This window comes from Geomicrobium sp. JCM 19055 (assembly GCF_000698185.1).
Taxonomy (GTDB): domain Bacteria; phylum Bacillota; class Bacilli; order Bacillales; family Marinococcaceae; genus Geomicrobium_A; species Geomicrobium_A sediminis.
In genome coordinates, this window is sequence record NZ_BAXL01000015.1 from 16,428 (window position 1) to 33,150 (window position 16,723).

Genomic DNA, 16,723 nt, shown 5'->3' on the forward strand with positions numbered 1-16,723 from the left:
TATGAAGATTACAGAAATTGAAGCGATACCTTACAGCATTCCTTATCATAAGCCATTAAGTTTTGCGACTGGTGTGTTGACGCATGCGAATCACGTTTTAATCAAAATCCACACGTCAGAAGGCTTTGTTGGAATAGGTGAAGCAGTGGAGCGTCCGATGATTTATGGTGAGTCTCAACAATCGATCGTAACTGCAATCTATAAATGGTTTGCTCCTTTGCTTGTAGGGATGGATCCATTCGCAGTTGAAATTGTTCAAGGGAAGCTCGGACAAATTGTAGCGAATAATACTGTGAAAGGCGCACTAGATATCGCTTTGCACGATCTGCGAGGAAAGGTGTTGCAACAACCTTGTTGGCGATTGTTCGGTGGGGACGGCGGTGAAATTCAAGTAACAGCAATGCTATCAATCGGAAAACCAGAAGAAGTTGCTCAGGAAGCACTTTCGATCAGAGAACAGAATGGCAGTAACGTGTTTAAAATTAAGGTCGGCCTTGATGAAGAGAATGATCTTGCGGTTGTCAAAGAAGTAAGGAATGTACTTGGGGATGATGCTAGACTTTATGTCGATGCGAATCATGGATACACGGCTGAGCAAGCATTGCGCATACTTCCGAAAATGATTAGCGAAAATATCGAGTTCGTTGAGGAACCGAACCCTGCAGAAGATTTTATTGGAAGAGCAAAATTATCAGCGATGCTCTCTGTACCTATTATGGCTGATGAAAGTGTCCCAACTCTTTCCGATGCTGTGCGGGAATTATACAATGATGCTGCTAGGATTATAAGTATCAAAACCACACGTACAGGATTTACAGAAAGTAGAAAAATCGTTGCGTTAGCTCAAGCACTTGGAGTTCGAACTGTTCTTGGAAATCAAGCCGATAGTGTTATAGGAACATCCGCTTCTTTGCAATTTGGTGGGGGATATCCATGGGTGAAACGTGAAGCAGGAGAATTTGACCTGTTCCAATTAATGAAGGATCAAGTTGCAAACGAAATGCTACACGTCCAAAACGGGAAGTTACAGGTTCCGAATAGTCCAGGAATTGGCGTATCTATTAACGAAGAAAAGTTAAAGTACTATCGGATCGATGACTAACTGCGTGCTCAAGTCATGTCCTGATCGTATAGCGAAAGGTATCTTCTTAAGTATTTACATTATCCTTTATGTTCAATTTCAGTTGTGACTTTGACTTAAAATAATTTCCACGAAGAGCCTCATACATATGTGGCTCTTTTTATATTGATCGAGTGGATTAATTATCATAATAGTCTATTATTTGACTTTGAATTATATAATAGTAAAGTATTATTTAAATATTTATTATATAGAGAATTATAATTGTATGTGTATGCTTGGTGTATTGTGTACGCAAGGGGGTCTTGGATAGTGAAGACGACGCTACGTGTTGCTGGGGTGTATGTAGGCGCGGTTGTTGGTGCGGGATATGCTTCAGGGCAAGAGATGTTGCAATTCTTTGTTAGTCACGGTGTGTGGGGAATTGTCGGTACTGCCGTTACGATGATTCTGTTGCCGATTCTCGGTTACCACCTCGTTAGACTCGGTGATCAGTTAAATGTGAAGAACCATAAGAAGGTTCTTTATCATCTGTGTGGAAAGTATCTTGGACCGGTGATTGACCTTGTATTAACCTTTTTCTTGTTTGGATTAGGCGCCATTATGATTGCTGGGAGTGGTTCGCTATTTGAGCAATCGTTCGGTCTTGCGCCAATTTGGGGTTATCTATTTATGAGTCTTGTGCTCATCTTAACTCTTGTGCTTGATACGAATAAAATCATTACCATTATTAGTTCGTTAAGTCCATACATACTCGTGCTATTGTTTATTATCGTTATTTATTCAATCTTTGCGAGCCAAGCCAATTTTTCGACTCTCGAAAGCTTAGCAAGTCAACAATTGACGGTATCCCCACATTGGACGCTGAGTACGTTGATTAGCGTATCCTTTAACTTTATGGTCGGGTTTGCTATTATGGTTGTCGTTGGTTCAGTTGAAAAAGATAAGCGAGGCGTTCGTAATGGTGCCATCTTAGGTGGGGTTGCCCTAGGGGTCATTGCGATTATTGTCGCCTTAGGGGTGTACTTGAACTTAGACCGCGTTCACCAAGCTGAAATGCCAATTCTCTTATTGGCTAATGAATTCAACCCAGTTGTAGGGTTCTTCATGGCACTTGGCTTACTCATGATGATTTATAGTACAGCAGCTACTTCTTTTTACACGTTCCTAGTACGCTTCTTTGAGCCGAAAACGAATGGTTACAGAGGAGCGGTCGTGGTTACATGTATTCTCGGTTTAAGCTTTGGGTTTATCGGCTTTGTTGATCTTGTGAATACGGTCTACCCGTTATTAGGCTATATTGGATTTATTGTGATTGTGAGTCTCATTGTTAATATTGTGAGATCGAGTAAGAGAGGACGTCAGACGTTGCAACCCTAGTTTAATCTTGATGGTTAAAATTAATATTCATAATCTGCCATACTCCCCAAAAGGCTTGACCTTGAGGGAGTATGTTAAAGGGGGACAGTAAGTTCAATGCACAAGCAAAGTATCATATAACTGCTACTGCTACATATCTAACCCCCTGATTTTTTTCCTTTTCATTAGTACTTTTATTAGTGGGATAAGCAGTATTGTCGCACTCATGAGTAAGAAAATTAACGAAATGGGCCTAGTAACAAAAATGTTTAATCCTTCGCTAGACATTAATAAGGACTGCGTAAAGTTTTCTTCTAACATTGGTGCAAGGATTACTGCTAGAACAAGAGGTGCGAGCGGGAAATTATATTTACGCAAAATGTATCCGAGCAAACCGAAAAAGATCATAAGCCCAACATCAAGTAGGCTGTTGTTTAACATGTAAATACCAATAATACACAAAACCGCAATAATCGGGTTAAGGTATGTGTTAATTTTTCGAATCATCGTAGCCAATAGTGGTACAAATGCTGTATTTACAATAAGCAACAAAATGTTTGCTAAAAACAATCCTGCAATTGTTGCCCAAATGATTTCGCCCGATTCCTGAAACATACGTGGTCCAGGTTGAAGTCCAAGCATCATTAGTGCACCTAAGAGAATAGCAGTGGTTCCAGAACCAGGTATTCCTAAACTGAACAATGGGATGAGGGCACCTCCCACGGTTGCGTTGCTTGCTGCCTCAGGACCACTAAGTCCTTTTGTTGCTCCTTTTCCAAATTCTTCGGGTTTCTTTGATAGTTTCTTCTCGATATCATAGACAATAAACGTTGTGATGGTTGCTCCTGCTCCTGGCAATGCTCCAAATAAAAATCCAATTAATGAACTTCTAGTGATCGTCCAAAAATCTTTCATAATTTCACTAAATTTCGGAAAAAGATCTCGCAATGCAACATTACTGTTTTTGTTGTCAATACTTAATTTCTTCTCAAGTCGGATAAATACTTCTGATAAGCCAAAAGCTCCAACAGCTACGACTACGAAATCAATACCATCCCAAAGTTCTAAAAAAAACCAAACATAAACCGTTCTGTACCCATGACCGGATCTGCGCCTACAACAGCGATAATGACGCCAATGAGCATTGCAATTAACGGCTTTAACGGACGGTTACCAACGAGTCCACTAGTAGCGATAAGCGCAAAAACCATTAAAGCGAAGTATTCAGGTGAACCAAATACTAAAGCTAATCCAGCAATGGGAGCTGTAAGGAAAACAAGACCGATAAATCCAATGGTTCCTCCAACAAATGAAGCAAAAGCACTTAACGTAAGTGCGTAACCCGCTCGTCCTTGTTGTGTCATTGGATAACCATCAAATGTGGTCACAACAGCGGGTGCGTCACCAGGAACATTTAATAAAATTGAACTAATTCGTCCTCCATACATTGCTCCTTGATAAATTCCCATAAGGAAGAGAAGTGCACTAATGGTATCCATACCAAATGTCATTGGTAATAAAATCGCCATTGTCGTAATTGAACCTAGACAGGTAATGCACCGGCAATTGTTCCTAACAGAACCCCAATTAGGCACCACATGAGCAATTCAGGTGTGAAAATGGTTACAAATCCACCGAATAATTCTTGAATTGGTTGCATGACTGTCCCCCTTTCTATCCACCAATGACGAATTCGAAGACCCCTGCAGGGAGTCTAGCATCTAACCATAATTCAAACGAAAGATAGATACCAATTGTCATAATCACACTAAAGGCGAATGACATAACAATTGATTTTTGCTCGATATAACGCATTGAAGCAAAAAGGACCAAGCCTATCGTGAAAATCATTCCAAACACATTAATTAAGGGAATTGACATAATTAATATCATCAAAAAAACTAAGCTGTTTTACAATTGCTTCACGACTGACCTTTCGATCTTTATGATCAACCTCTTGGCTCGAATTCATGGAATTCTTAACCAATAAACCAATGGAGAGAAACAATAATGTGCCTGCAGTTATAATTGGGATAAATCCCGCACCAACAACGCTATAGGATGAAAACATTGGATATTGTAACGCCGTTATAAAAATAAATACCGAGATGAAAAGGAAAATAAGTGAAAATGTTTTGTCTTTATAGAACATGTTCATCTCTCCTTTCATCATTTATGAGAGTAATCAAAGTGATCCAGTTATGAGATCTCCTCTTGAATCTTTTCGTAGAATTGTTGATAGGATTCACCGTCTGCAATAATTTGTTCTCGATACTCTTCTTGATTTTGGAACTCTGGTAATAAGCCTGATTGTTCTACATATGTTTGCCACGTCTCTGTTTCAACCATCTCTTCAAGTGCTTCCTCCCAAAATTCAACATAATAATCGGGTGCATCGCCGTTAATCCAGAATCCTCTCGGTCGATAATAGGTTACGTCCAATCCCTTTTCTCGTAAGGTAGGTAATTCAGGGAATTGCTCAGTTCGTTCATCTGTTAATACGGCTAACGGGCGGATGTTCCCTTCATCAATGTGTGGTTGTGCTAATTGGGGTACAACAAAGGTTGCGTGTGCATCACCCGCTAATACGTTTGTTAGTGCTGCATTTGACCCTTCTAATGGAAGCATCCGCACTTGTCCATCTATTCCATAATCATCAAATATTTCTTGCCAGCCCCAAGCTTCCATACCAACAATTGTTCCACCGACGCTAACAACATGTGATTCAGGATTCTCTTTAAGAGCATCTAAAAGTTGTTCAATGGTTTCATACGGCGAGTCTTTATGGACTGCGATTAAGTGATAATCTTGAGCTACTTGAGCAATCGGTGTTAATTCAGATAATTCTACTCCAGCTGTCCCATTCCATAAAACATCTCCAAACTCAGGTACTGCAGCTAATGTATGCTCATCACTTTCTGCAAGTTGTCTTATTGCTAAGGCACCCCCTGCTCCGACCTTATTTTCTACAAAGAATGATTGATCGATCACACCTTCTTGAGTCAGTGCTTGAACCATATTACGTGCTGATAAATCTGTCCCTCCTCCTGCACCATAACCTACAAGGATTTCCATTGTTCTTTCAGGATATTGTTCACGTATGTCTGCTTTTTCAGTTCTTAGAACTTCAGAAGACAAGTAAGAACCTGAAACAAAGAGAAGAAGAATGATAATCATAAGGATGACTGGTTCTTTTTTTTCTCATACGCACCACCTCGTTTGTAATCGCTTACATTTTTTTGGTTCGTAAATTTTTGTTCATTCATATCACTTACTACGATACTGCGCTGGATTAAACTTTCAATTTGACTTTTGCTGTAGCCTAGATTTTCCAAGATTAAATGGGAATGCTCGCCGAGTAATGGGGGAGCTGTTCTGGGTTGACCGGGTGTTCTTGATAGATGTAAAGGTAACCCGAGTGCTTTTAATTTCCCGTGTTTATCATGATTCGTATCAACTACCATTCCTCGTTGCAACACGTGTTCATCGTTTAGCACTTCTGATAGTTGATTTACGGGTCCAACTGGGATTTTAAGTTCTGAAAAGAATATTTCCCATTCGTTCCTCGTTCTTTCTAAAAACAAATCTCTAAGAATAGTTAACAATTTTTCTCGATGCAACACCCTCCCTTCGTTATAACGAAACTTTTCGTCTTTTAACACTTCGATACCGATCTTATTTACAAATAACTCCCACATGTAATCTCTTGCAATGGCGACGACAAAGTACCCATCCGCAGCTTCAAAAGCTTGATAAGGAACAATGTTTGGATGTTCTGTACCAATAGGTCCTGGATCTTTTCCAGATGCAAAGTAATTACTTGCCAAATACGTTTGCCACGAGACAATCGTATCTAGTAATGCCGTGTCAATCCATTGGCCTTTTCCTGATTGTTGCCTTTCCCATAATGCAGTTAAGATTCCTATCGCTGCCCACATACCAGTTCCTAAGTCAGCAAACGAATATCCTGCTTTTAATGGCGCACCTCCTTTTTCACCAGTGACTGACATAAGACCGCCCATTGCCTGTGCTAAAACGTCATACCCTGGTTTTTGGGAATCTCTACCAAACTGACCAAATCCAGAAATTGAGGATAAGATAATTTTAGGGTTTACTTTCTTTAAATCTTCATAAGCTAAGCCAAGCCTTTCCATTGTCCCCGGTCTAAAGTTTTCAATGACCGCATCTGCAGTTTTCACTAACTTTAAAAACACTTCTTTTCCTTCATCCGTTTTTAAATCTAAGCTAATGCTTTTTTTATTTCGATTTACACTATAAAAATAGGCACTCCAATCATAATAATTAGGAGGACCTAAACTCCTTGTATCATCCCCCGAAGGTGATTCAACCTTAATCACCTCTGCTCCCAAATCTGATAACATCATTGTTGCGTACGGTCCACTTAATAACCTCGAAAGATCTATAATGGTAACATTTCTTAATGGCATAGTTACTTCCTCCCTCTACGGTTTTTAAAAATTAGGAATTCGATTCTCTTTAAAGGATTGAATTCCTTCTTTAATATCTTTAGCTTCGTAGGAGTGCTCAATCATTCGAGTAATGTCTTCGCTGGTGTTCTCAGAAGAATCAAGGAACTGTAGAATTTGCTTTGAAGCACGGATAGATAATTGGGATCGGCTAGCTAATAAACGTGCGTAACTGTATGTCTCTTCAACAATGTCTTCTGAGTTAAACACTCGATTAATTAGGCCGATATGGTGGGCTTCTTCTGCATCAAATAATCGACCTGAATATAACATATCTTTTGCATACGATTTCCCAACTGCATTCATAAGTCGTCGCGTCTGCCCTACTCCATAGACTAAGCCTATCTTGGAAGGTGGGATCCCAAATGTACCTGTATTAGAAGAGAATCGTAAATCACAAGCCAGTGCTATTTCGCATCCTCCACCTATGCAAACGCTTTCTATTAATGCAATAATTGGCTTAGGAAACTGTTCTAAAGCATCACCTGCCTGATTTAATAAGCGATCGTAGTTTGACGCCTTTTCAACGTTTTCCCTCTCTACACTAAACTCTTTTATATCGGCTCCGGCAGAAAAAGCAGTATGATCAACACCACGAATAATTACGACCCGAACGTCTACACATTCTTTTAATTCATCTAAAAGTTTAGGAATTGAGTTCCACATAGCTAATGTCACTGCATTCTTTTTTTTCTGGTCGATTCATGAAAATCGTTGCAATCTCCCCATCTAACGTATAATAAATGTCTTGATTCATCGGTCAACCTCCTTGTCGTTTGATTATTATGAATGCAATAGTTATGCCAATTAGAAAAGTTCACACCCTTGGGAATTCTACTTATAGCAAAAAGTTTGTCTCGTATATTTTGTATCAAATTGAAAAACGGCCTGTTTTATTTTGAAACACAGGAGTGATAGATAGTATGTACCCAAAAATTTTAATTACTGGATCTAACCATTTACTCAAGCTTGCAAACCAGTTTCTAGAAACGTTTGATGTCCCTAATTGGATTGAAATAAAGACGTCTTCCTATCTTATGGAAACCCTGCATTCTGTTACGAAACCAAAAAAATTTACAAGTTCAATACGAACCAGCAACCATTATTATTAGTGGTGAACAAAGCGCTAACTACTTAAGCAAGCGATTGTCCAAAAACATCTTTATTCCGGTAAAAGTCGATGAGCTAGCAATTTTACAGACTATCTTTTCGGACTACTCAAAGAAAGCAATCATCAATTATCGGACCCATCTTCATCCAATAGATAACTTTACCAAAGCTTTAAAACATCAAAGATTGAAACAATACCACTATACTTCTGAATCTTCGCTTGGTGAACTTCTTACAGCCCTTCGCAAAGACGGAACAGAGTTAATCGTTGGGGGAAGCTATGCTTGTGAGCTGGCATTAGAGCAAGGATTCGAAACGCAATTCTTTTATACGCTTCGCACACTAGAGGACGCCGTTGTGACGGCAATCAAGTATGTAGAGATTTATCGAAAAGAATTGGAACAATCAAGCTTATTTCATGAATCTGTTCACTTAAATGAAAGTGGGATTATGAGTACGGACGTGTCTCAGTGTGTCACAACGGCAAATAATGCTGCATACAAGCTTCTAGACATTCCAGAAGCTAATTTAATCAATAAAGACCTTTCGCAACTTTTTAATAAGTATTGGCCCATATCAAAAAAATCCAAGCCATCCTTCGATCATGAATTGGAATGGCAGAAGGTTAGCGGTTTCTCAATCCATTGTTCGATTAAATCACCTCATGATCGGCTCCATTATTTCTATTGATGATGTAGATGCCGTCCAAAGAAAAGAATTGTATATCCGTAAAGAAATTAATCAAAAACCATTACAATCTCAATATACTTTTGAAGATATTCTTGGTAATAGTGAAGGCATGGAAAATGTAAAAAAAAGATGCTGTGAAATTTGCAACCACGCAAACTTCTATTTTAATTGAAGGTGAATCCGGCACTGGCAAGGAACTTTTTGCCCAAAGCATTCACAACTCAAGCAAACGTAAACACAATGCCTTTGTAGCGATAAATTGTGCTGCTCTTCCCGAGACGTTACTTGATAGTGAACTATTTGGATACGAAACAGGGCGTTTACAGGTGCAAGTAAAGATGGGAAGAAAGGATTGTTTGAACTTGCAGACAAAGGAACAATCTTCCTTGATGAGATTAGTGAAATGCCAATACATTTACAGTCAAAATTGTTGAGGGTGCTTCAAGAGCGAGAAGTCATGCGTATTGGTGGCAATAAAATCATCCCCGTCGATGTTCGAATTATTGTAGCAACAAACAAAGACTTGGTCGAAAGCATTGCACAGAAGAATTTTCGTGAGGATTTATACTACCGAATCGGTGTGTTGCAACTATTTATCCCTCCATTACGAGCTCGAAAGGATGATATCTTAGACATTGCATTTCAATACACCAAAAAAGAAAAAGAAGATACTAAGTTACTTGAAAACCCTACTGTTAAAGAACTTTTAAAAACTTATTTGTTTCCAGGAAACGTACGAGAGCTCATTAATGTACTCCAAAGATATTATGTCTATTGCAAAGACGAGGAATTAAATGAAAAGACACTAGCTCTCTTCATGCAGAAAGCGTTAACACCTGGTGGAAGTAAGCAACAATCGGATAGCTTCCACTTAAAAGAGCCTTCATTAAACCTTAAAAATAATGAAATAATTCTCATTCAAAAGTCTTTAGTTAAACAACAAGGAAATAAACAAGCTGTTTCAGAAGAATTAGGAATTAGTCGCTCCACCTTATGGAGAAAGATTGAGGAGTATGGGTTATAAATTATACGTTCTGTAGAAGAAAGATAGTTGAGTTTACTTTCATAGTAGTACTCTTAAAATAAAATATTAAGTAGAAACAGACAATCCTCCCAACGACATTTACAAAGTATCCACAATTCAGTATCCTAATAATTATATTCAGAAAATTAACGCGAAAGAAGGTAGAGAGAATGTATGCAGCGGTAAATGGGACAAGGTTGTATTTTGATGTGGATGGTGCTGAGGTCGAGGTGAGGGAAGGGGAGTTGGTGAGAAAGCCGGTATGCTTTGTCCTTCACGGAGGTCCTGGTGGAAATCATATTGGGTTTAAGCCGTCTTTTGAGGCGTTGACGGGTACAATGCAACTGATTTACGTAGATCAGCGCGGATGTGGATTCTCTGACGATGCGCCTGAGGATACGTTACATATTGATAATAATGTGGAAGACTTGGAGGCGCTTAGGCAACATGTCGGGTTGAAGAAAGTCTGGATTCTCGGGCATTCTTATGGCGGAATGGTTGCTCAAGCGTATGCGAAAGAGTACGGGGAGAATCTTGCTGGGTTGTTGCTCGTCACGACGGCTCCGAATTCAACGTTTCTATCGGATGCGAAAGCGATTGTTGAAGAGAAAGGAACACCTGAACAAGTGGCAATTTGTGAGAAGTTATGGGCGGGGGATTTTCAATCGGATGAAGAGTTGAGTCGATTCTATGAATTGATGGGTTCGTTCTATTCCGTGCGTGAGCAAAGTGAAGGAGCGAGTCCAAGGCCGAAGACGAATCGTAATTTCCGTGCGTTAAATCAAGGGTTTGGCGGTTTTATGAAGACGATGGATTATACGAAGAGCAATGCGGCCATTACGGTGCCGACGCTTGTCATTGCAGGTGCTCATGATTGGATTACCCCTCCTGTCGCAAATGAAGCGGTCGCAGCCTCGATTCCAGGCTCAAAGTATGTGTTGTTTGAACAAAGTAGTCATCGCGTCATGTTCGATGAGTACGAGCGGTTTATGGAATTGGTCAAAGGGTTTGTACTTGAAGCGTCACTTCAAGGTGTAAAGTGATGAGGACACTGTGGAAGGTTGGCGCACTCATCAGTGTGATTGGGCTCATCGGTGCATGCAGCGATGATGTAGAGAATCAAGACGATGCAAGTTCTTCAACGACGACCGAGGAATCTGGTGAAGATCTGATCTTTGCCATGTCTAGTGATGCGGTCGATTTAAGTCCGCACGGATCAAACGATACGGCATCAACGCAAGTGAGAAGTCAAATTTATGAAAGTCTCACGATTATGGATGAGAACATGGACGTGCAACCTCACTTGGCACAATCGTTTGAACAAATCGATGAGCATACGTGGTCTTTTGAACTTCGAGAAGGTGTGACATTCCACGATGGAGAAGCATTAACAGCGGAAGCCGTGAAGCGTTCGCTTGAGCGGGTAATTGATCCTGATGTTGCCTCACCGCGTGCGTTTTTGTTTGATATGATTGAGTCAATTGAGGTGGAAAGTGATGATGAAGTGACGATCACGACGTCGTATCCTTTTGCTCCTTTACCGGCGCATTTAGCCATAATGGCGGGAGTATCATTAGTCCGAAGGCGTTAGATGCGGTAGAGAATGAGGAATTTAACCTTGATACAGAGACAGCGGGTACAGGACCCTTTACACTAACGCATTGGTACCAAGGAAATGAAGCGGTTCTTACAAGAAATGCTGATTATTGGGGCGACGACGTTTCCATTGAGACAGTGACGTTCAAAGTCGTACCAGAAGAATTAACGCGAATTGGTATGGTCGCAAATGGCGAAGCTCATGTTGCGGATACGATTAGTCCTCTCAATACGAACCAAGTGGAAAGCACAGACGATGTTGAACTCGTGAGTGGACCGAGCTTAGGCATGACCTACCTCGGATTCAATAATCAACATGAAACGTTTGCAGATGCGGACGTTCGTCGAGCGATTTCAATGGCGATTGATAAGGAAGTTTTACTTGAAGGGATTTTGCAAGGAAATGGGAAGTTAGCAACCGGGCCAATTAGTGATCTCATCTTCGGCTATGATGAAGAATTAGAAGGCATCGATTACGATCCAGAAGCTGCTGCATCACTATTACAAGACATCGGTCAAACTGACCTTCAGTTTACACTGTGGGTCGGTGATGCGGATGAAGTGACGCAGCAGATGGCGGTTATTATTCAAGATCAACTATCTGAAGTCGGTGTCCACGTCGACATCGAATCGTTGGAGTGGGGGACATTGCTTGATGGAACGGCAAATGGCAGTCATGAAGCGATGATCATGTCTTGGACCGCCGTTTCTGGGGATAGTGATAACGGATTGTACAACCCGTTCCACTCGGATAACTGGGGCGGTTCAGGAAACCGGACGTACTACGAGAATGACGAAGTTGATGAATTGCTCTTTCACGCTCGTCAAGAAACAGACGTGAACACGCGTGAACAAATGTATCATGATGCGCAAGCCATTATCGTAGAAGAAGCGCCGATGGTGTACCTCGCTCACCAAGATAACATCTACGCGAAAGCAGAGAACGTCGAGGGACTAATTAAAATGCCGGATAACTTGTATCGGCTGTTCGTAACGACGGTAACAGACGACGAATCGTATTAAATTGCAAAAAAAACGAAAGTCCCGCTCAATCACAATGTTGGCGGGACTTTCGTTTTCTTATTTTCTGCGAATGCCCATCGGCACGTTAGCACCTTTTGGCCAGTCGGCTTGATCTAATGCGGGTAATTGTTCAATGGCTGCTTTCACGTCTGTAGGAAATGGTCCTGGTCTGCCAGTTGATTCATCCATCCCCATCACCATTTGTTCACTCGTTGCAATGACATCACCGGTTGCATTCTTCATTTGAAACCAAAGGTGCATCCGTTTAGCATCTTGATCTAAGACCGTTACGGTTGTCGACAAAGGCGCCTGGTCATGAGCTTCTTGCAAGTACTTAATGTGCGCTTCTAACGTAAAAATCGTGTAGGTATGCTTCTTGCGTCCAGCTGCATCAAGCCCGATCGTCTCCATAAGGGCGTCTAAGCTATGGCTAAACACTGTGGCATAGGCGGCATCGGTCATGTGGCCGTTGTAATCGACCCACTCAGTGAGCACACTGCCATTCCAAACTGTCTTACTTTCGCTCATAAGCAATCAACCTTTCTGATGGCCAGAACCCTTCTTCTTCGAGTAGGTCCATCAATTTGATCAAAAAGCGGTCACGACGGTGTTCGAGATCTTGTACAGGTACGGTGCCACATTGCTCACTCGTTCCTTGAATGACTTTTTCACTTAATTCTTCCGTTAATTCTGGGGCAACAAGTCGCGTCCATGGAAGCTTTAGTGCTGGGCCGAACTGCTCCAACATGTGACGCATGCCTTCATTTCCTCCAGCGAGGTGCAAGGTCATGAAAGGTCCCATCAGTGCCCAACGAAGACCGGGTCCATAAACGATCGCTTTGTCGACTTCTTCGGTCGTTGCTACACCGTCGTTGACGATGTGCAGGCTTTCTCTCCAGAGAGCTTCCATCAACCGGTCACCGATATGCCCATCAATTTCGCCACTCATCATCAGTGGTTTCATATTCATATGATCATAGAGTTCTTGGGCTTTCTCCATGTAAGCACGGTCTGTCTGTTTCCCGCCAGCAATCTCAACGAGGGGGATTAAATAAACCGGGTTAAACGGATGTGCAACAATGACCCGTTCAGGGTGTTTCTCACAAGCTTCTTGAAGAACAGAAGGCATGTACCCTGACGTGCTGGATGCAATGATGGCATCCGGTTTTGTTGCCGCATCGACTTGTTTCAACACAGACTTCTTTAATTCTTCGCGCTCAGGAACGTTCTCTTGGATTAAATCCGCGGATTCCACGGCTTCTTCCAATGTTTCAAAGAACGTTAGATTGTCGAGCGTCGCTTCCTCGGAAGTTCCATATTCAGCGAGTGTTGGCCAAATATCGGTTAATAATGATCTTGTTTTCTCTTCGGCACCTGGTGCTGGATCAAATGCGTGTACGCGGTGGCCATTCGCTAGAAAGCGAGCGATCCAGCCGTTACCAATTACTCCAGTTCCAATTACTGCAAATGTCTTCATACTTCCACCTCTATTGATTAAATGCTGTTAAGTTCAGATGTTGACGAGCTTCTGCCGGTGTCATTGGTTCCAGGTTCACACTATTTAGAACCGATACAGCTTTATCGACGAGTTGTTCGTTCGAACCGAGTACACCTTTTTCGAGATATAGGTTGTCTTCAAGACCGACACGAACATTTCCGCCAAGTAACGCCGATTGTGCAACCATAGGTAGTTGCATACGTCCAATTCCAAAGGCAGACCAATGCGCGCCTTCCACGATGCGTTTTCTCATGTAGTCTACGGTTTCTGCATCAGCATCGGCGCCCCAAGGAATTCCTAAGCAGAATTGGTACATCGGTGTGCCTTCAATTAACCCTTCTGAGATCAATTGATTCGCCAAACGAATGTGACCTGTATCAAAGATTTCCATCTCAGGTTTTACGCCGCTATCTTTAATGAGCTGTGCATGCTCACGAAGCCAACCAGCAGGTCCGAAGTACACCTCATCACCAAAGTTCAAGCTTCCGCAGTCAAGTGTACAAATTTCTGGAAGCAGCTTACCAACCGGCTCGTGGCGCTCTTTCGGCGTTTGGATATCCGTTCCAGGACCGCCAGCGCTAGGAGTTTCAAGGCTTGGAACGAAATCGCCACCGCCACCCGCGGTAATGTTAATGATAACGTCAGTGTCCGCTTCACGGATACGCTCTACTGTTTCTCTAAATAATTCAACGTCATGGCTCAGTTTGCCTGTTTTAGGATTGCGAACGTGAAGGTGAGCGATCGCTGCACCAGCTTTGGCAGACTCAATGGCAGAGTCTGCGATTTCTTTCGGTGTTACTGGTACGTGCTTGCTTTTATCTGCTGTATCTCCTGCACCGGTAAGGGCAGCTGTAATAATTCGTTTATTTTTCATGATGATTGTCCTCCTTTTGGTTGCCGTGAATCGGAACGTGATCAAAGATCTTGCCACTTTCGAAGAAATCTACGAGACGGTCGATCCAGTTGTAATACGCTTGCCATGCATCAAGTTCATTGGATAGCGTTTCTATTCGTTCGACGATTTCCGTAGGGGTAGCGTCCGTAACAGAGTGACTCATCTGATCGACACGCTCTCGCAATCGTCGTTCAAGTGTCATGTTGCGTGAAACAACGTCTTTCCAATTCGTCGTAAACAAGGAGATGAACGTTTGCGCATAGTCGCTTTCCACATTGTAATGTTCTTTGCGACTTCCTTTGACGAATTCTTTTTCAGCAATATTTAATGCAAGCATTTGGCGCATCACTTGACTCATCCGTGTTTTACTCATGCCAGTTTCTTCGGCTAATGAATCGAGCGTCATCGCTTCACGATTCATATAGATGATGCCAAGCAGTCTTCCGACGGTTGATGACACGCCGAATGTTTCCATGTTATCCGCAATGCGGTCTGTAATTTGATCTTCCGCAGATTGTAATTCTTCAAGTAGTCGATCATTTGATAATGATTCCACGGACATGCCTCCTTTTATCACTGTGACTAACTGTAACATTCCACAATTCATTTGCAAAAAAAACAAGTAAGGTAGAAAAAAAAGAGCAATTGCTAGTAATTCTAAGATATAACCCTGCGTAAACTTTGTAAAGTTTAAATTGCACAGATTATACAAACTGTATCGCTTTTTTCAGACTTTAGTTTTTTTAGATACTTATTATTATACTGAGAAAGTTGCTAACAAAGCGCAATAATCGATGGAGGTGCTTGATTTGCTAGAATTTAAGGAAGTTACGAAAACTTTTGAAGGCAGTGCGAAGCCTGCTGTTAATAAACTAAATCTATCTATTAATAAAGGAGAGTTTGTCGTTTTTATCGGACCGAGTGGGTGTGGGAAGACAACAACGATGAAAATGATTAACCGTCTTGTTGAACCGACTGACGGTCAAATTCTCGTAGAAGGTACGAACGTTTTAGAGCAAGATTCTGTTCAGTTACGCCGATCAATCGGTTACGTCATTCAACAAATTGGATTAATGCCACATATGACAGTAGGAGAGAACATCTCTCTCGTTGGTTCTTTATTGAAATGGAGTAAAGAGAAACAACGAGAGCGAGCAAAAGAACTGATCTCCTTAGTAGATTTGCCAGAAGAATACTTAAACCGCTATCCCCATGAATTGAGTGGGGGACAGCAACAACGAATTGGTGTCCTACGTGCACTTGCTGCGGATCCACCACTCATTTTAATGGACGAGCCGTTCGGTGCACTTGATCCAATTACGCGTGACGGACTACAAGAAGAATTCAAGAAGTTACAAAAAGAGGTCGACAAAACGATCGTATTTGTCACGCACGATATGGATGAAGCGATCAAGCTTGCCGATAAAATTGTCATTATGAACGCCGGTGAGATTGTTCAAGTCGGAAGTCCGGATGAGATTCTAAAACATCCTGCTAATGAATTTGTGGAAGATTTCATTGGGAAAGACCGTTTGCTTCAAAGTAGACCAGATGTAACACGCGTTGAACAAATCATGAATGCAAACCCAATTACGGTAAAAGAAGAACGTACTTTAAAAGAAGCCATACAAGTGATGCGTGACAATCGAGTCGATTCGCTCCTTGTTATTGATGAAATTGGTACGCTTAAAGGGTATATCGATATCGAAATGATTGACGCGCAGTATAAGAAACGCTCCTACGTCTATGAAGCGATGGATACCGAAGAATATTCTGTTCATAAAAATGACTTACTCCGCGACACAATGTACCGCATGTTACGACGTGGAAGTGCGTACGTTCCAGTTATCGAAGAAAGCGATCGACTCGTTGGCATTGTGACGAGAGCCGCTCTCGCTAACATGGTTTATGACACGATCTGGGGTGACGAAACAGCTGAAGTGGCCGCAGCGGATTAAGG

Annotated in this window: 20 protein-coding genes and 1 pseudogene; 10 read left to right on the plus strand and 11 right to left on the minus strand. The window is 41.6% G+C overall.

All coding sequences use genetic code 11. The features are described 5' to 3' along the window. The first annotated feature begins 1 nt into the window (after window position 1). Together JCM19055_RS13600 and JCM19055_RS13605 are read left to right on the plus strand one after the other, a co-directional pair. Window positions 2–1,102, plus strand: coding sequence for a mandelate racemase/muconate lactonizing enzyme family protein (locus JCM19055_RS13600; protein ID WP_042360115.1), 1,101 nt, complete (start codon window positions 2–4; stop codon window positions 1,100–1,102). Between the two features lie 291 nt (window positions 1,103–1,393). Then, on the plus strand, window positions 1,394–2,461 hold the full coding sequence (locus tag JCM19055_RS13605) for a hypothetical protein (protein ID WP_042360116.1): 1,068 nt from the start codon (window positions 1,394–1,396) through the stop codon (window positions 2,459–2,461). 129 nt (window positions 2,462–2,590) lie between these two features. Here the strand turns inward: JCM19055_RS13605 and JCM19055_RS24065 are convergent, their stop codons facing one another. The 7 genes from JCM19055_RS24065 to JCM19055_RS13635 form a co-directional block, all read right to left on the minus strand. Then, entirely contained in the window at window positions 2,591–3,490 is a 900-nt protein-coding gene (locus JCM19055_RS24065) for a tripartite tricarboxylate transporter permease (RefSeq protein WP_081833701.1), read from the minus strand. 14 nt (window positions 3,491–3,504) lie between these two features. Continuing rightward, window positions 3,505–3,969: a tripartite tricarboxylate transporter permease gene (locus tag JCM19055_RS24070; protein ID WP_052366339.1), complete on the minus strand. Its 465-nt coding sequence runs from the start codon at window positions 3,967–3,969 to the stop codon at window positions 3,505–3,507. 145 nt (window positions 3,970–4,114) lie between these two features. Then, the gene (locus tag JCM19055_RS13615) at window positions 4,115–4,333 is read right to left on the minus strand and encodes a hypothetical protein (RefSeq protein WP_370543149.1); all 219 of its coding nucleotides are present in this window, start codon (window positions 4,331–4,333) and stop codon (window positions 4,115–4,117) included. Continuing rightward, window positions 4,302–4,592, minus strand: coding sequence for a tripartite tricarboxylate transporter TctB family protein (locus JCM19055_RS27450; protein WP_042360118.1), 291 nt, complete (start codon window positions 4,590–4,592; stop codon window positions 4,302–4,304). Before JCM19055_RS27450 ends, JCM19055_RS13615 begins: the two co-directional genes overlap by 32 nt. Before the next feature lie 47 nt (window positions 4,593–4,639). Then, a complete protein-coding gene (locus tag JCM19055_RS13625) occupies window positions 4,640–5,617 on the minus strand; it encodes a tripartite tricarboxylate transporter substrate binding protein (protein ID WP_042360119.1) in 978 nt (325 codons plus the stop codon). Then, complete coding sequence (locus JCM19055_RS13630; RefSeq protein WP_081833702.1) at window positions 5,614–6,888, minus strand: CaiB/BaiF CoA-transferase family protein; 1,275 nt, start codon at window positions 6,886–6,888, stop codon at window positions 5,614–5,616. The genes JCM19055_RS13625 and JCM19055_RS13630 overlap by 4 nt, the downstream gene beginning before the upstream one ends. A gap of 24 nt (window positions 6,889–6,912) precedes the next feature. Further along, entirely contained in the window at window positions 6,913–7,593 is a 681-nt protein-coding gene (locus JCM19055_RS13635) for an enoyl-CoA hydratase/isomerase family protein (protein WP_052366340.1), read from the minus strand. 387 nt (window positions 7,594–7,980) lie between these two features. On the opposite strand from JCM19055_RS13635, the gene JCM19055_RS13645 reads away from it, so the two are divergent. From JCM19055_RS13645 to JCM19055_RS24090, 7 genes and pseudogenes are all read left to right on the plus strand, one after another. Beyond that, window positions 7,981–8,727, plus strand: a complete 747-nt coding sequence (locus JCM19055_RS13645; RefSeq protein ID WP_265182195.1) for a PrpR N-terminal domain-containing protein — start codon at window positions 7,981–7,983, stop codon at window positions 8,725–8,727. Then, window positions 8,702–8,899: a hypothetical protein gene (locus tag JCM19055_RS29820; protein ID WP_052366341.1), complete on the plus strand. Its 198-nt coding sequence runs from the start codon at window positions 8,702–8,704 to the stop codon at window positions 8,897–8,899. Before JCM19055_RS13645 ends, JCM19055_RS29820 begins: the two co-directional genes overlap by 26 nt. Beyond that, window positions 8,862–9,322: pseudogene (locus JCM19055_RS25595) on the plus strand (sigma 54-interacting transcriptional regulator); the annotation flags it as partial. The gene JCM19055_RS29820 and the pseudogene JCM19055_RS25595, both read left to right, overlap by 38 nt. 222 nt (window positions 9,323–9,544) lie before the next feature. After that, on the plus strand, window positions 9,545–9,751 hold the full coding sequence (locus JCM19055_RS29825) for a helix-turn-helix domain-containing protein (protein ID WP_265182196.1): 207 nt from the start codon (window positions 9,545–9,547) through the stop codon (window positions 9,749–9,751). Window positions 9,752–9,921: 170 nt separating this feature from the next. After that, window positions 9,922–10,794 carry an alpha/beta fold hydrolase gene (locus JCM19055_RS13655; RefSeq protein WP_042360122.1) on the plus strand — a complete coding sequence of 291 codons (873 nt, stop codon included), beginning with the start codon at window positions 9,922–9,924 and terminating at the stop codon, window positions 10,792–10,794. Then, on the plus strand, window positions 10,794–11,342 hold the full coding sequence (locus JCM19055_RS24085) for an ABC transporter substrate-binding protein (RefSeq protein WP_052366343.1): 549 nt from the start codon (window positions 10,794–10,796) through the stop codon (window positions 11,340–11,342). The genes JCM19055_RS13655 and JCM19055_RS24085 overlap by 1 nt, the downstream gene beginning before the upstream one ends. Then, window positions 11,324–12,370: an ABC transporter substrate-binding protein gene (locus JCM19055_RS24090; protein ID WP_265182197.1), complete on the plus strand. Its 1,047-nt coding sequence runs from the start codon at window positions 11,324–11,326 to the stop codon at window positions 12,368–12,370. Before JCM19055_RS24085 ends, JCM19055_RS24090 begins: the two co-directional genes overlap by 19 nt. Window positions 12,371–12,427: 57 nt before the next feature. Here the strand turns inward: JCM19055_RS24090 and JCM19055_RS13665 are convergent, their stop codons facing one another. From JCM19055_RS13665 to JCM19055_RS13680, 4 genes are read right to left on the minus strand one after another with little or no spacing between them, the layout of a single operon-like run. Beyond that, window positions 12,428–12,898, minus strand: coding sequence for a thioesterase family protein (locus JCM19055_RS13665; RefSeq protein WP_042360123.1), 471 nt, complete (start codon window positions 12,896–12,898; stop codon window positions 12,428–12,430). Next, entirely contained in the window at window positions 12,885–13,847 is a 963-nt protein-coding gene (locus JCM19055_RS13670) for a 3-hydroxyacyl-CoA dehydrogenase NAD-binding domain-containing protein (protein ID WP_042360124.1), read from the minus strand. Before JCM19055_RS13670 ends, JCM19055_RS13665 begins: the two co-directional genes overlap by 14 nt. Before the next feature lie 10 nt (window positions 13,848–13,857). Beyond that, on the minus strand, window positions 13,858–14,742 hold the full coding sequence (locus JCM19055_RS13675; RefSeq protein WP_042360125.1) for a 3-keto-5-aminohexanoate cleavage protein: 885 nt from the start codon (window positions 14,740–14,742) through the stop codon (window positions 13,858–13,860). Beyond that, a complete protein-coding gene (locus JCM19055_RS13680) occupies window positions 14,732–15,325 on the minus strand; it encodes a GbsR/MarR family transcriptional regulator (RefSeq protein ID WP_042360126.1) in 594 nt (197 codons plus the stop codon). Before JCM19055_RS13680 ends, JCM19055_RS13675 begins: the two co-directional genes overlap by 11 nt. A gap of 247 nt (window positions 15,326–15,572) precedes the next feature. On the opposite strand from JCM19055_RS13680, the gene JCM19055_RS13685 reads away from it, so the two are divergent. Beyond that, on the plus strand, window positions 15,573–16,721 hold the full coding sequence (locus tag JCM19055_RS13685; RefSeq protein WP_042360197.1) for a betaine/proline/choline family ABC transporter ATP-binding protein: 1,149 nt from the start codon (window positions 15,573–15,575) through the stop codon (window positions 16,719–16,721). Window positions 16,722–16,723: the final 2 nt, after the last annotated feature.